At 73.3% G+C, this 14,275-nt stretch carries 11 protein-coding genes; 8 read left to right on the forward strand and 3 right to left on the reverse strand.

Translation table 11 applies throughout. From position 1 onward, the window contains the following. Positions 1-12: 12 nt before the first annotated feature. Genes ACQPXB_RS13180 through ACQPXB_RS13190 form a run of 3 tightly spaced genes read left to right on the forward strand, consistent with a single transcriptional unit; the run spans position 13 to position 2,698 of the window. A complete protein-coding gene (locus ACQPXB_RS13180) occupies positions 13-843 on the forward strand; it encodes an LLM class F420-dependent oxidoreductase (protein ID WP_432851795.1) in 831 nt (276 codons plus the stop codon). Positions 844-862: 19 nt separating this feature from the next. Further along, positions 863-1,693: an LLM class F420-dependent oxidoreductase gene (locus ACQPXB_RS13185; RefSeq protein WP_366583464.1), complete on the forward strand. Its 831-nt coding sequence runs from the start codon at positions 863-865 to the stop codon at positions 1,691-1,693. 15 nt (positions 1,694-1,708) lie between these two features. Then, positions 1,709-2,698 (forward strand): TIGR03557 family F420-dependent LLM class oxidoreductase, encoded by a 990-nt coding sequence (locus ACQPXB_RS13190; protein WP_366583463.1) that lies wholly within the window; start codon positions 1,709-1,711, stop codon positions 2,696-2,698. Positions 2,699-2,728: 30 nt separating this feature from the next. Here ACQPXB_RS13190 and kstR read toward each other — a convergent pair whose 3' ends face one another. Next, the gene (kstR, locus tag ACQPXB_RS13195; RefSeq protein ID WP_366583462.1) at positions 2,729-3,358 is read right to left on the reverse strand and encodes a cholesterol catabolism transcriptional regulator KstR; all 630 of its coding nucleotides are present in this window, start codon (positions 3,356-3,358) and stop codon (positions 2,729-2,731) included. Between the two features lie 144 nt (positions 3,359-3,502). On the opposite strand from kstR, the gene ACQPXB_RS13200 reads away from it, so the two are divergent. The 3 genes from ACQPXB_RS13200 to ACQPXB_RS13210 are packed head-to-tail and all read left to right on the forward strand — an operon-like array spanning position 3,503 to position 9,920. After that, a complete protein-coding gene (locus ACQPXB_RS13200) occupies positions 3,503-5,983 on the forward strand; it encodes an acyl-CoA dehydrogenase family protein (RefSeq protein WP_432851797.1) in 2,481 nt (826 codons plus the stop codon). A gap of 35 nt (positions 5,984-6,018) precedes the next feature. Beyond that, the gene (locus tag ACQPXB_RS13205) at positions 6,019-8,760 is read left to right on the forward strand and encodes a DEAD/DEAH box helicase (protein ID WP_432851799.1); all 2,742 of its coding nucleotides are present in this window, start codon (positions 6,019-6,021) and stop codon (positions 8,758-8,760) included. Next, on the forward strand, positions 8,760-9,920 hold the full coding sequence (locus tag ACQPXB_RS13210) for an SWIM zinc finger family protein (protein WP_432851801.1): 1,161 nt from the start codon (positions 8,760-8,762) through the stop codon (positions 9,918-9,920). The genes ACQPXB_RS13205 and ACQPXB_RS13210 overlap by 1 nt, the downstream gene beginning before the upstream one ends. Before the next feature lie 222 nt (positions 9,921-10,142). On the opposite strand, the gene ACQPXB_RS13215 is transcribed toward ACQPXB_RS13210, so the two are convergent. Beyond that, positions 10,143-10,787, reverse strand: a complete 645-nt coding sequence (locus tag ACQPXB_RS13215) for a helix-turn-helix transcriptional regulator (protein WP_366583517.1) — start codon at positions 10,785-10,787, stop codon at positions 10,143-10,145. A gap of 199 nt (positions 10,788-10,986) precedes the next feature. Between ACQPXB_RS13215 and folE the strand changes: the two genes are divergently transcribed. Further along, entirely contained in the window at positions 10,987-11,586 is a 600-nt protein-coding gene (gene folE / locus ACQPXB_RS13220; protein WP_220238222.1) for a GTP cyclohydrolase I FolE, read from the forward strand. Between the two features lie 14 nt (positions 11,587-11,600). Continuing rightward, positions 11,601-12,821, forward strand: a complete 1,221-nt coding sequence (locus ACQPXB_RS13225; RefSeq protein ID WP_366583458.1) for an NAD(P)/FAD-dependent oxidoreductase — start codon at positions 11,601-11,603, stop codon at positions 12,819-12,821. 199 nt (positions 12,822-13,020) lie between these two features. Here the strand turns inward: ACQPXB_RS13225 and ACQPXB_RS13230 are convergent, their stop codons facing one another. Beyond that, positions 13,021-14,262, reverse strand: a complete 1,242-nt coding sequence (locus ACQPXB_RS13230) for an alpha/beta hydrolase (RefSeq protein WP_366583457.1) — start codon at positions 14,260-14,262, stop codon at positions 13,021-13,023. Positions 14,263-14,275 lie beyond the last annotated feature (13 nt).

A 14,275-nucleotide genomic window follows, 5' to 3' on the forward strand; every position in this document is an offset into this window, starting at 1 on the left:
GTAGAACGAGGCATGGACTTCGGGATCTCCACGTTCGTGACCGATGAAGGCATCCGCCCCGACGTGCTGGGCGAGGCGCTGGAGGAGCGGGGCTTCGACTCGCTGTTCCTGGCCGAGCATTCGCACATCCCCGTGAGCCGGGAGAGTCCTTACCCCGGTGGGGGCGACCTGCCCGAGAAGTACAAGCGCACGCTGGACCCGTTCGTCGCGCTGACCGCGGCGGCCGTGAACACGTCGAACCTCGTGCTGGGCACGGGCATCGCGCTGCTGATCCAGCGGGACGTGATCCACACGGCCAAGGAGGTCGCGTCACTCGACCTGGTGTCGCGCGGGCGGGTGGCGTTCGGTGTCGGGGTGGGCTGGAACCGTGAGGAGATGGCCAACCACGGCACGGACCCGACCACTCGTGGCGCGCTGATCGACGAGCAGATCGAGGCGCTCAAGGCCATCTGGACCGAGGAGCAGGCGGAGTACCACGGCAAGCACGTCGACTTCGACCCGATCTTCGCCTGGCCGAAGCCCGTGCAGACGCCGCACCCGCCGATCTACGTCGGCGGCGAGAGCCCGGCCGCGCTGCGCCGGCTCGCCCGCCTCGGCGACGCCTGGCTGCCGCGCCAGCAGACGCCGTCCGACGAGATCAAGCGCGTGCGCGAGTGGCTCGCCGAGCAGGGCCGCACGGACGTGCCGTTCACCGTTTTCGGGGGCGCTCCCGACGCGGACGCGGTGAAGCGCTTCGCCGAAGCCGGCGTGGAGCGCTACACCTTCATGCTGCCGACCCTGCCCGAAGCCGAAACGCTCGCCGCCCTCGACGACCTCGCGCGGCTCGCGGCGGACCACCGGTGACCCGTGGTTCGATGATCTCATGAAGTTCGGGATCTTCAGCTTCGTCACGGACGAGGGCATCCGGCCCGACGCGCTCGCGCGCGGGGTCGAGGAGCGCGGGTTCGACTCGCTGTTCGTCGGGGAGCACTCGCACATCCCCGCCGACCGGCAGTCGCCGTATCCGGCGGGCGGGGAGCTCCCGCGTATGTACTACCGGATGTACGACCCGTTCGTGGCGCTCACAGCCGCCGCGTCGGTGACCTCGACGCTGCTGCTGGGCACCGGCGTCGCCCTGCTGGCGCAGCGCGACCCGATCCAGACGGCCAAGGAGGTCGCCTCGCTCGACCACCTGTCGGGCGGACGGGTGGTGTTCGGCGTGGGCGCGGGCTGGAACCTCGAGGAGATGCGCGACCACGGCACCGATCCCGACACGCGCGGCCGGCTGCTCGACGAGCGGCTCGACGCGATGAAGCAGCTGTGGACGGCCGAGGCGGCGACCTTCCACGGCGAGTTCACGCACTTCGACCGCGCCGTCGCCTATCCGAAGCCGGCGCAGAAGCCGCATCCGCCGATCTACGTCGGCGGCAACAGCCGGCACGCGGCGCGGCGGGCGGCCCGCCACGGCGGCGTGTGGATGCCGAACTCCGTGGTCGTGCCCGAACGGGTCGGGAAGCTCATGGCCCTGCGCGACGAGTTCGCCCCCGGGACACCGGTGTCGATGTTCGCGGTGGGCAGCAAGAACGAGGCTCTGCTGGAGGCCTACGCCGAGGCCGGGGTGGAGCGCATCACGCTCCTGCTCGGCACGCGGCCCGAAGCGGAGACCCTCGAGAGGCTCGACGCCCTCGTCGAGGTCGTCGAAAAGTACCGGTGAAGGAGCGGAAGACGCGTGAGTGACGTGCAGATCGGTCTTGCGGCTGCGTTGGAGCAGTTCTCGCCGCGGGAGTCGATTCGGTTGGCGAAGGCGGGCGAGGAGCGGGGCTTCTCGGGGCAGATGGCGGCGGATCACTTCCAGCCGTGGGTTCCGCAGCAGGGCGAGTCGTCGTTCGTGTGGAGCATGCTGGCGTCGCTGGCGGAGAACACCACCGGTGACCTGGGTCCCGGGGTGACGTGCCCGTCGTTCCGGTTGCATCCGGCGATGGTGGCCCAGGCCGCGGCGACGCTGGAGGCGACCTATCCGGGCCGGACCTGGCTGGGGATCGGGTCGGGTGAGGCGCTCAACGAGCACATCATCGGCGGCTACTGGCCCGAGGCACCCGAGCGCGTGCGGCGGATGTTCGAGGCCCTGGAGGTGATCCGGAAGCTGTTCACCGGCAAGGACGTCAAGCACAACGGCGAGTTCTTCAAGCTGCACACCACCCGCCTGTGGACCCTGCCCGACACCCCGCCACCGGTCTACATCGCCTCGGCCGGGCCCTACACCTCGCGCAAGACCGGTGAGCTGGCCGACGGGCTGATCACCCCCGGCGCGTCGATCGAGAAGCTGGCCGGGATCCTGGACAACTTCAACGCCGGCGCGAAGAAGGCCGGGAAGAACCCGGACGACATGCCGAAGCTGCTGCAGGTGCACCTGTCCTGGGCCGAGGACGACGAGACCGCGTGGGCCAACGCGATGGACCAGTGGCCCAACGGCGGCATGAAGTTCCCGAAGGCCGACGTGCGTTCCCCGTTCGACTTCGCGCAGATGGCCAAGCTCGTGCGCCGCGAGGACTTCGAGGGCCGCATGGTCGTGTCCTCCGACCCCGACGAGCACCGCGCGGCGCTGCAGAAGTACGTCGACGCCGGCTTCAACCGCATCTACATCCACAACGTCGGGCGCAACCAGGACCAGTTCCTCGACGTGTTCGGCAAGGAAGTGCTGCCGAAGCTCACTGCCTGAGCCGCGAGTGCGGCCCGCCGCGTGCGGGCCCTACTTGTCCAGCAGCAGGTGCACCGAAAGCTCGAGGCGGTGGGCGACGTCGGCGGCCGATGCCCGCCGCGTCACCCACGCCACGAGGTTGGCCATCCACACGTCGGCGACGACGTGGAAGATGTCGCGATCGGACTCCGTCGGCTCGGCGATGCCCATGGCCTGGGCGAACATGTCCTCCATGAGCCGGCCGACGAGCTCGACCTCGGCCGCGGCGGACGTGTCGGCGAACATGAACGCGCGCACCATCGCCTCGGTCAGGTGCGGGTCGCGCTGCATGAGCCGCGTGTTGCGGCCCAGCACGAACATCAGCCGCTCCGCAGGGGTCTCACCCGGGATCGCGGCGCGTTCCAGCTTCTCCTGCGCGCGCTCGAACTGCCGCGCGAGGCCGGACACGAGCAGGTGGATCTTCGACGGGAAGTAGCGGTAGAGCGTGCCCAGCGCGACGTCGGCCTTCTCGGCGACGGCCCGCATTTGCACGGCGTCGTAACCGCCCTTGGAGGCCAGCGCGAGCGTGGCGTCGATGATGCGGCGGCGGCGATCGCGCTGCGCCGCGGAGCCGAGCTCCTCGCCGATCGTGCCCAGTCCGGTGCGCGCCTTCGCCGCCGGAGCCTTCGCCTTGCCCGGCATCGGCCTTCTCCTGTCTTGCGGAACTCGTTCCAGTTCTGCGTTCAGCGTACCTTCCCTGGCGAAACGTTCAACTACCGACCCGCTGGCCGAAAAACTGCAACACGTTCTACACTCGCGAGTAGTCCCGTACGCGAGGAGGCCCCGATGGCGGTCGCGCTCACCGGCGAACAGGCGGCGCTGGCCGCCGCGATCCACGACTGGGCCCGGGCCCACGATCCGGTCGCGGCCGTGCGCGCGGCCGAGAAGGTCGGCGCGGAGGTGCCCGCGCGGTTCGCCGACCTGGGGTTGTTCGGGGTCGCGTTGCCGCCGTCGGTGGGCGGTGCCGGAGGCTCGGTCGCGGACCTGGCGGCGGGGCTGGCCGCAGCGGCTTCTTCGCTGGTCCCGGGCCCCTTGCTGAGCACGGCCCTGGCCGGGTTGCTGCTCGGCGGTAGGGATCTGGTGGAGGCGATCGCGGACGGGGGCGCGCGCGTGGCCGTGCTGCTCGAAGCGCCGTGTGCCGACGGCTTCCTGCACGGTTGTTCGGGCGCGGTCCCGGGTGCCGACGCGAGGTCGTGGCTGCTGGCGCCCGTGCCGAGTGGTCACGTGCTACTGCCGCCAGGTGCGGCGGGGGTGCGCGTGGAACCGTTGGCGCCCTTCGATTTCTCGCGTCCGCTCGCGCGGGTGCACTTCGACCGGGTGCCGGTGGCGGACGTGCTGGAGCTGCCGGACGCGCGGGACTTCGCGGTGACGTTGGCCGTGGCGGAGGCGGCGGGCGTCGCGCGGTGGTGCCTGACGACGGCGGTCGAGTACGCGCGGGTTCGGGAGCAGTTCGGGCAGGTGATCGGGGCGTTCCAGGCGGTGAAGCACCTGTGCACCGAGATGCTGTGCCGCGCCGAAGCAGCCGAGGCGCTGGCCTGGGACGCTGCGACGACTGCTTTCTCTTCGCAGCACGCGATCGCGGTGGCGAGCGCGGCGGCGGTGGCGCTCGACGCGGCCGTGGACAACGCCAAGGACTGCATCCAGGTCCTCGGCGGCATCGGCTTCACGTGGGAACACCCGGCGCACCTGTACCTGCGTCGCGCACTCGCCTTGCGGCACTGGCTCGGCGGCTCCGCGCGGTGGCGGCAGCGCGCGGCTCGCCTCGCGCTGGCCGGGGAGCGGCGCACGCTGGATGTGGCCGTGGACGACTCGCCGGAGCTCACCGCGCTCGTAGGGGAGATCGCCGCTCTGCCGGAAGACCGCCGTCGCGTCGCCTTGGCCGACGCGGGGCTGCTGGCACCGCACTGGCCCGCGCCTCACGGCCGCGGCGCCGGCCCCGCCGAACAGCTGCGCATCGACGCCGCCCTGACGCGCGCGGGCGTGCGCCGGCCCGACCTGGTGATCGGCGCGTGGGCCATCCCGACGATCCTCGAACACGGCACCGACGAGCAACGCGCCCGCTTCACCGGCCCCACCCTGCGCGGCGAACTGACGTGGTGCCAGCTGTTCAGCGAACCCGGCGCGGGCTCCGACCTGGCCTCCCTGCGCACCGCGGCCCGCCGCGTCGACGGCGGCTGGTGCCTCAGCGGGCAGAAGGTGTGGACGTCGCTCGCCCACGAGGCCGACTGGGCCATCTGCCTGGCCCGCACCGACCCCGCCGCGCCCAAGCACAAGGGCATCACGTACTTCCTCGTCGACATGCGCTCGCCCGGCATCACCACCCGCCCGCTGCGCGAGATCACCGGCGCGAGCGTCTTCAACGAAGTCTTCCTCGACGACGTCTTCGTCCCGGACGCCGACGTCGTCGCCTCCCCGGGCGACGGCTGGCGCCTGGCCCGCACCACGCTGGCCGGCGAACGCGTCGCCCTGGGCAAGGGCTCCGCGGCGGGTGAGGGCGTGGAGGCCCTGCTGTCCGAGATCGGCCTCGGGCTCGGCGCGGGCGAGCTCGACGGCCCGAGCAGCCCCGGCGACCCGAGCGGCCTGGGCAGCCCGAGCGGTGCGGGCGACCCGAGCGGCTTGGGCGACCCGAGCGGCTTGGGCGACCCGAGCGGCTTGGGCGACCCGAGCGGCCTGGGCAGCCCGAGCGGTGCGGGCGGCCAGAGCGATCGGATCGGCGCGAGTGGGCACGGCGACCCGAGCGGCCTGGGCGACCCGAGCGGCTTGGGCGACCCGAGCGACCCGAGCGGCCTGGGCGGCGCGGGCGACCCGAGTGGCCTGGGCAGCCCGAGCGGGGCGGGCAGCCCGAGCGGACTGGGCGACCGGATCGGCGCGACTGGGCACGGTGGCCCGGGCGGCGCGGTCGCTGCGGGCGGCCGGCCCGGCTCGGAAGGGCATCGTGGCGCGGGCCTTGCCCCCGGCGAATCCACCCTCGACCGCCTCGGCGCCCTGATCGGCTCCGGCAGCGCCTGTTCCGTGCTCGACCTGCGCGCCACCCTCCGCCGCCTCGACGGCCAAGGCCCCGGCGCCGAGTCGGCTGTCGCGAAACTCCTGGGCGTCCGCCACCGGCAGGCCGTCGCGGAGTTCGCCCTGGACCTGGCCCCCGACCTGCTCCCCGACACCCCGCCGTCCCACGAGTTCCTGCTCACCCGCTGCCTCTCCATCGCCGGCGGCACCACCCAGGTCCTGCTCTCGGCGGTGGCCGAGCGGGTGCTGGGCCTGCCGCGCTGAGCCGTTTGTCGTACCCCTGCCCTACGGTGCTGGGCGTGGAGTTCGGCGCGCTGACCCAGGCCACCTACCTTCCCTCGGACCCGCCGCGGGAGGGTGTGCTGGCGTTGTGGGGCGACGAGGTCGCGGGGGACACCGCGATCGAGCTCGTGCTGCCCGACGACAAGAAGTTCGCGCGCACCAAGGTGGACGCGCGGCTGGTCCCGCTGGCGCGGGCGATCCCGCGGCTGCTGGTGGTGCCCGACGACGTGAGCCCGGCGATCGCCGCGTGGTCGGCCGTGGTGAACGCCGGGGTGAACCTGGTGGCGCGCGGGCGGTTGCGGCCGGCGCTCACGGCCGGCGGGGTGGGGTCGTGGCGGGTGGGGCCGCTGGACGCCGCCGATGAGGAGCTGCTGCGGGGGCTCGCGTCGGCGTTGCCGCCGGAGGCGCATGCGCTGCCGTTGTCCGGGGTGAAACGGATCCGGCTGCACTCGCCGGAGTCGCTGGTCCGGGCGTTGTGGGACGCGGCGGCCGACGTGCTCGTGCGCAGCCCGGCGGCGTCGGTCGGGGCGGGTGGGCCGGCGTTCGCGGAGGCCGAGCCGACGCTGGTCGGGCCGGACGGGGCGGCGTGGCTCACCGAGCTGGACGCCCGCGGGCCCCACGGCGCGCAGCTGATCCTGCGGGTCGAAGCCCGCGAAGACGAGCAGTTCGCGGGCGTCCTGGCCGTGCGGTCCGCGCTCGAGCCGAGCCTGGTCGTCGAAGCCGCGACGCTCTGGGACGCGCCCGACGCCGTGCTGCACCGCCTCGGTGACCAGGTGGAAACCCAGCTGCTGCTCGGCCTGCGCCGCGGCGCGCGAGCGTGGCCGCCGCTGGGACGCGTGCTCGCCGAAGCCGCGCCGACGGAGCTCGCGCTGTCCGACGACGACGTCGTCGACCTGCTCGGCCCCGGCGGCCGCGACCTGGGCGGCGCCGGCATCGAAGTGTTGTGGCCCAAGGATCTCTTCGCCGGCGAAGTCCGCGCGAAGGCGAGCGCGACGCAGGCGCCGGCCAGCGAGGCCGGTCCCGCGTTCCCGTTGAACGGCCTGCTGGAGTTCCGCTGGCGCCTGTCCCTCGGCGGCGCCGAGCTGACCGACGAGGAAGTCGCCGCGCTCGCCGAAGCCAAGCGGCCGCTCGTCCGCCTGCGCGGCCAGTGGGTGAAGCTCGACCCGCGCCTGCTCGCCCGCATGCGCGCCAAGCGCAACCGCAAGCTCACCGGCGCCGAAGCGCTCGCCGCGGCGCTCACGGGCGAGCTCGAACTCGACGGCGAAACGGTCGAATTCGCCGCCCAGCCCGCTCTCGCCGGCCTCGTCGAACGGCTCAAAGAGCGCAGCCCCGAGCCGGTCGGCCCGCCTGACGGACTCGCGGCGACGCTGCGCCCGTACCAGCTCGCGGGCGTCGGCTGGCTGGCCACGATGACCGGCCTCGGTCTCGGCGCGTGCCTCGCCGACGACATGGGACTGGGCAAGACCATCCAGCTCATCGCCCTGCACCTGCACCGCTGCGCGCTGAAAGCCGGGCCCACGCTGGTGGTCTGCCCGACGTCGCTGCTCGGCAACTGGGAACGCGAGTTCGCCAGGTTCGCGCCGGACGTGCGCGTGCGCCGCTTCCACGGCGGCGGCCGTCACCTCGACGACCTGCTGCCCGACGAGGTCGTGCTCGCCACCTACGGCGTGGTCCGCCGCGACCGCGCGTCACTGTCCGAAGTGGACTGGGGTCTCGTCGCCGCCGATGAGGCCCAGCACGTGAAGAACCCGTTGTCCGCCACGGCGAAAGAGCTGCGGAAGGTCCCGGCCGCCGCGCGCGTGGCGCTCACCGGCACGCCCGTGGAGAACCGGCTCACCGAGCTGTGGTCCTTGATGGACTGGACGACACCGGGCCTGCTCGGCCCGCTCGACCGCTTCCGCCGCACCGTCGCGCGGCCCATCGAACGCGACCGCGACCAGACCGCCACGGAGCGGCTGGCCACGACCGTGCGCCCCTTTCTGTTGCGACGCAAGAAAACCGATCCCGACATCGCGCCGGAGCTGCCGCGCAAGACCGAGACCGACCGGTTCGTGCCGCTCACGGCCGAGCAGACCACCCTGTACGAGGCCGTGGTGCGGGAGAACCTGGCCGAGATCCGCGCGTCGCAGGGCGTGCAGCGGCGCGGGCAGGTGCTCAAGCTGCTCACCGAGCTCAAGCAGATCTGCAACCACCCCGCGCAGTTCCTCAAGGAGAGCGGCGGAGTCCTCACCGGACGCTCCGGCAAGCTCGCCGCGTTCGAGGAGCTGCTCGACGTGATCCTCGACGAGGGCGACAGCGTGCTCGTGTTCAGCCAGTACGTGCAGCTGTGCCGCCTGCTCGAACGCCGCCTCGCCGACCGCGGGCTGCCCGTCGCGCTGCTGTCGGGCGAGGTCGGGCCGAAGCGGCGCGACGAGCTGGTGGCGTCGTTCCAGTCCGGCGAGGTGCCGGTGTTCCTGTTGTCGCTCAAGGCGGGCGGCGTCGGGCTCAACCTGACGCGCGCCACGCACGTGATCCACTACGACCGCTGGTGGAACCCGGCCGTGGAGGACCAGGCGACCGACCGCGCGTACCGGATCGGGCAGGACCGGCCCGTGCAGGTCCACCGGCTGATCGCCGAGGGCACGCTGGAGGAGCGCATCGCCACGGTGCTCGAGGCGAAGCGCGGGCTGGCCGAGGCCGTGGTCGGCGCGGGGGAGGACTGGATCACGGAGCTGTCCGACGACCAGCTCGCCGACCTCGTCCGGCTCGGCGGTGGGTGATGCCCCCGCGCAGGACCTTCGGCAACACCTGGTGGGGCCGCGCCTGGGTGGAGGCGCTGGAGCAGCGGGCGAGCGTCGACCCGAACCGCCTGCCGCGCGGGCGCACGTACGCGCGCAAGGACACCGTGAGCGAGCTGCACGTCGCCGCCGGCGAGGTCATCGCGCGTGTGCGGGGGAGCCGGCCCGAGCCGTACCACGTGACGATCCGGATGAAGGAGTTCTCGCCCGAGCAGTGGGACACGCTGCTCGACGTCGTCGGCCGCCGCCTCGGCCACACCGCCGCCCTGCTCGACGGCGAGCTGCCCGAGGAGCTGGCCGCCCAGGCCCGCGAGGCGGGCGCCGACCTGCTCCCCGGTCCGGGTGACTTGAAGCCGCGCTGCTCGTGCCCCGACTCGGCGAACCCGTGCAAACACGTCGCCGCCGTGTACTACGTCGTGGCCGACGAGGTCGACACCGACCCGTTCGTGCTGTTCAAGCTCCGCGGCCGCCCGCGCGACGAAGTCCTCGCCCGGCTGCGCACGCTGCGCGCCCCGGACCGCCCGCCGCGCACGAAGGTCCACGACCCCGGCCTCACCCCGAAACGCGCGTACGCCCGCCGCGTCACGGCCGTGCCGCGGTTGCCGCCCGTGCCCGACGTGGCCGGCCCACCCGCCGTCCTCGACCTCGACCCGCCGGCCGCCACGGGCTGGACGTCGGCCGCCCTGGGCACCCTCGCCGCCGACGCCGCCTCCCTCGCCCGCGACCTGCTGCTCTCCGGCGGCACCGCGGCCGACCTGACGTTCGACGAAGACCTGGCCCGCCGCGCCGCCGCCCGCCCGCCCTCGGAACTCCCCGCCCTGGCCCACGCCGCCGGCGTCACGCTGCCCGACCTCACCGCGTGGGCCCACTCCTGGCGCGAAGCCGGCCGCGGCGGCTTGGCCGTCGTGCGCGAAACCTGGTCCCCGGGCCCAGGCCCCCTCGCGGCCGCCAGCACCTGCCTCTCGGACTCCGGCCTCCCCGACCCCATCACGACCTGGCGCAACCGCGTGACCCAAGGCCCCCTGCAACTCCGCTACGGGCGCGACCACCGCTGGTACCGCTTCCTCCGCACCGGCCCGGCCTGGCACCTGGACGGCCCACCGTCCGCCGACCCTCTCGACGTCGCCTACCCGCCGGGCTGATCCGCCCGCAGCTCCAGCCGTGCCGCGGATCGACCGGCACCCGCGGCGGTGTCGGGCGCCCCAGGTCCGACACGCTGCGCGGGCCCGGCCCGTTTCCAGACCGGGTGGCGGCTTGCTGCAGCCATGCGCACAACTCCGCTACGGCCGCGACCACCGCTTCCTCCGCACCGGCCCGGCTTGGCACCTGGACGGCCCACCGTCCGCCGACCCTCTCGACGTCGCCTACCCGCCGGGCTGATCCGCCCGCAGCTCCACGCAGCAGCCGCCGGGTGCGGGATCGATCAGCACCGCGTCGACGCCGGGCACTTCCAGGCCCGTGACGACCCCGCCCAGGTACGCCTGGTTGATCCCGCACACCAGGTCCGGCGCCTTGCCCGACAGTGGGTGGAACGGGCAGTTGCGCAGCCGTACGCACGTCGGTGTTTCGCGCCGCGGCTCGAAGCCCTGGCGGGCGAGGACGGTTTCGGTGAGCGTCAGGCCGCGTTCGGCGCCGAGGCGGCCGGGGCGCAGGGAGGCGCGTTCGGTGGCGCCCAGGTCCTCGCCGTGCTCGGCGGCCACGCGCAGGGCGGCGACGCGGGCGGACTCGCCTTCGGTTTCGGTGACGACGGCGTCGAGGAGGATGTCGGCGAGCACGCCGTGGCGGCGCGGCGGGATGGTGACGGCGAAGTCGATGTCGGCCGGTTCGTACACCTTCGGGGTGCGGCCGACCTTGCGGATGCCGCCGACGGCCTCGTAGCGCGAGCGCAGCAACCCGGCGTCCACGAGCTTGTCGAGGTGGAACGCGGCGAGCTTGCGCGAGATCCCGACCGACGCGGCCGCCTCGTCGCGCGTGACGGGTCGCGCCGCGCCGCGGATGAACGCGTACATCCCGCGGCGCAGGTCCTCCTCCAGCGCGGCCACGGCCTTGATCGCGGGAGCGGCGGGCTCAGTCGTCACAGGTCCACGATAACGCCCACAAACGTGTCCGCAAGCATCGGTTCACCCTGTTGAACTGGTCACCTTGACCAAGGACGGCAATAAGACCAATATTCATGGACGAAAATCCGCCGAACCCCGAGGGGTCCCCATGCGCTCCGGCTCTGCTCTGCACGTCGTTCACGAACCCGACCCCGGCATCGATCTCGCCGCCGCCGCGCGCGCCGCGGGCGACTTCCTGCGGGCGCTCGGCGTCAGCCTGGACACGGAGAGCCTGCAGGGCACCCCCGAGCGCATGGCGCGCGCGTACGCGGAGCTGTTCACGCCGCGCTCGTTCGACCTCACCACGTTCCCCAACGACGAGGGCTACGACGAGCTGGTGCTGGCCCGCGACATCCCCGTACGGTCGGTGTGCGAGCACCACCTGCTGCCGTTCACGGGCGTCGCGCACGTGGGCTACCTGCCGGGCGACCGCATCCTGGGCCTGTCGAAGCTCGCGCGAGTGGTCGAGCACTTCGCGTGCCGGCCGCAGGTGCAGGAGCGGCTCACGAAGCAGGTGGCGGGCTGGCTGGGCGAGCAGCTGAGCCCGAAGGGAGTCGGCGTGGTCATCGAGGCCGAGCACACGTGCATGACGCTTCGCGGCGTGCAGGCCACCGGCTCCAGCACGGTCACCTCGACACTGCTGGGCACGTTGCGGGAGGATGCCCGCTCCCGCCAGGAGTTCTTCGCACTCACGGGCGTCAACGCATAAAGGAGTTGTTTCCTTTGCCAGAGCAGGGTTTTGTCATCGTCGGCGCGGGGCTGGCCGGCGCCAAGGCCGCGGAGGCTTTGCGGGCACAGGGGTTCACCGGACGGGTGACGCTCATCGGCGACGAACCCGACCGGCCCTACGAGCGCCCGCCGCTGTCCAAGGACTTCCTCGCCGGCAAGGCCGAGCGCGAGAGCGTGTTCGTGCACGAGGAGGGCTGGTACGCCGAGCACGACGTCGACCTGCGCCTGGGCGTCACGGCCACCGCCATCGACCGCGACAACCACGTCGTCCGCCTCGAAGGCGGCGAGACCGTGGGCTACGACAAGCTGCTGCTGGCCACCGGCTCGAGCCCGCGTCGCCCGCCGATCCCGGGCGCCGACGCCGAGGGCGTGCACTACCTGCGCCGCCTCGGCGACTCCGCGCAGCTCAAGGAGACGCTGACCGCCGGCACGCGCCTGGCCGTGATCGGCGCGGGCTGGATCGGCCTGGAGGTCGCGGCCGCCGCGCGCGAGGCCGGGGCCGAGGTGACCGTGCTGGAGGTCGCCGAGCTGCCGCTGCTGGCCGTGCTGGGCCGCGAGGTCGCCACGGTCTTCGCCGACCTGCACCGCGCCCGCGGCGTCGACCTGCGCCTCGGCGTGCACGTCGAGGCCATCACCACCGAGGGCGGCAAGGCCACGGGCGTCCGCCTCGACGACGGCACGGAGATCGCCGCCGACGCCGTGCTCGTCGCGGTCGGCGCCGCGCCCAACGTCGAGCTCGCGCAGGCCGCGGGCCTGGCCGTGGACAACGGCGTGGTGGTCGACTCGTCCCTGCGCACCACCGACCCGGACGTCTTCGCCGCCGGCGACATCGCCTCGGCGCTGCACCCGCTGCTCGGCAAGCACGTGCGCGTGGAGCACTGGGCCAACGCCCTCAACCAGCCCGCCGTCGCCGCCGCCGCGATGGCCGGCCAGGACGCCACCTACGACGAGCTCCCGTACTTCTACACCGACCAGTACGACCTGGGCATGGAGTACCACGGCCACGTCGACCCGGGCGCCTACGACCGCGTCGTCTTCCGCGGCGACGTCGAGGCGCGCGAGTTCATCGCCTTCTGGCTCCGCGACGGCCACGTGCTGGCCGGCATGAACGTCAACGTCTGGGACGTCGGCGACCAGCTCAAGGCCCTGATCCGCGCCGAGGGCCCGATCGACGCCGACCGCCTCGCGGATCCGGACGCGCCGCTCGAACCCTGAGCTTTCCGGCAGTGCGGCGGCCCTCGCACGACGGTCGGTAGGCCGGAGCGTGGGGGCCGTTGCCGCGTTCGCAGGGTCGCGCGGGACGGGGTGTTGCCGTTGCGGCGGGGAGACGGCGGCGGCAAGGCCCTGATCCGCGCCGAGCGCCCGATCGACGCCGACCGCCTCGCCGACACAGATGCGCCGCTCGAACCGTGAGCTACCGGTCCGCCGCGGCCCACGCCCGGTAGGTGTGGTCGAGAAACCGTTCCACGCCCCGGACGACGTGGGCGCTGCGGATCGAGGGGAAGATGTCGAACGCGTGCTGCGCGCCCGCGAGTTCGGCGTAGGCGACGGGCTGCCGGGAAACCGCGCGGAGCCGGGCGACGAACTCGCGGGCCTCCTCGACGGGCACGAGGGAGTCGTTGCGGCCGTGGATCACGAAGAACGGCGGCGCGGACTCGGAGACGCGGTCGAGCGGGGAGGCGGCGACGTAGTCGTCGAGGTAGGTCACCGGGTCGCGGTCGGGGGAGAAGATGCGGCGGGCCAGCAGGCTCTCCAGCCGGTACTGGCTCTCGGCCGCGCCGCTGGTGGCGGCGATGTCGTAGACGCCGTAGTGCGGCACGCAGGCCTGCACGCTGGTGTCGGCGTCGGGGAAGTCCGGTTGCAGGGCCGGGTCGTTCTGGCTCAGCGCGAGCAGCGCGGCGAGGTGCCCGCCCGCCGAACCACCCGTGACGGCGACGAAACCGGGGTCCCCGCCGTACGAAGCGATGTTCGACCGGATCCACACCAGCGCGCGCTTCGCGGCCTCCACGTGCGCGGGCCAGCGGTGGGCGGGCGCGAGCGGGTAGTTGATCGCCACGCACACCCAGCCGCGGCGCGCGAGGTGGTGCATCAGGGGCTGGCCCTGCTCGTCCTTGTTGCCGATCGTCCAGGCGCCGCCGTGGATCTGCAGCAGCACCGGCGCGCCGGTCACCGGCTTCGCGGGCCGGAAGACGTCGAGCAGGAACCGCTTGCCACCCGGCGCGTACGGGATGTTGCGCTCACGCACGACCTCCGGGTCGCGTCCGCGGAACGGCAGCACGAGCTGGCCCCACGGCGTCGCCAGGTCGCGCGAGCTCGGCGGACGCTCCAGCCGCGTGGAGTAGTCCGGCCCGAGTGCCTCGGTGAGCGCCGACTCGACCTCGCCGCGGGCCTTCTGCGCCGTCGCCACGAGCGAGCCCAGCCCCGCCGCCGACAGCGCGGCCAAGGCCAGCCCCGCCTTCGACGACCGCCGCCCGTGCCGCACCAGGTGCTGCGCGGTGTCCAACGCGGTGAGCGCCAGCAGCTGCGGAGCCAGCTCGTCGGTGAGCCACGCGCCGAAGAACACGGGGATCGACGTGACACGGTTGCGCGGCGGGCGAAGGGCGACGGCGGTGAGGCCGAGCTGCGCGGCCCGGCGAGTGAGGAAGGCCGGTTTCACCTTCCCGATGCTA

The sequence above is a fragment of the Amycolatopsis sp. CA-161197 genome, assembly GCF_050942255.1.
Classification (GTDB): domain Bacteria; phylum Actinomycetota; class Actinomycetes; order Mycobacteriales; family Pseudonocardiaceae; genus Amycolatopsis.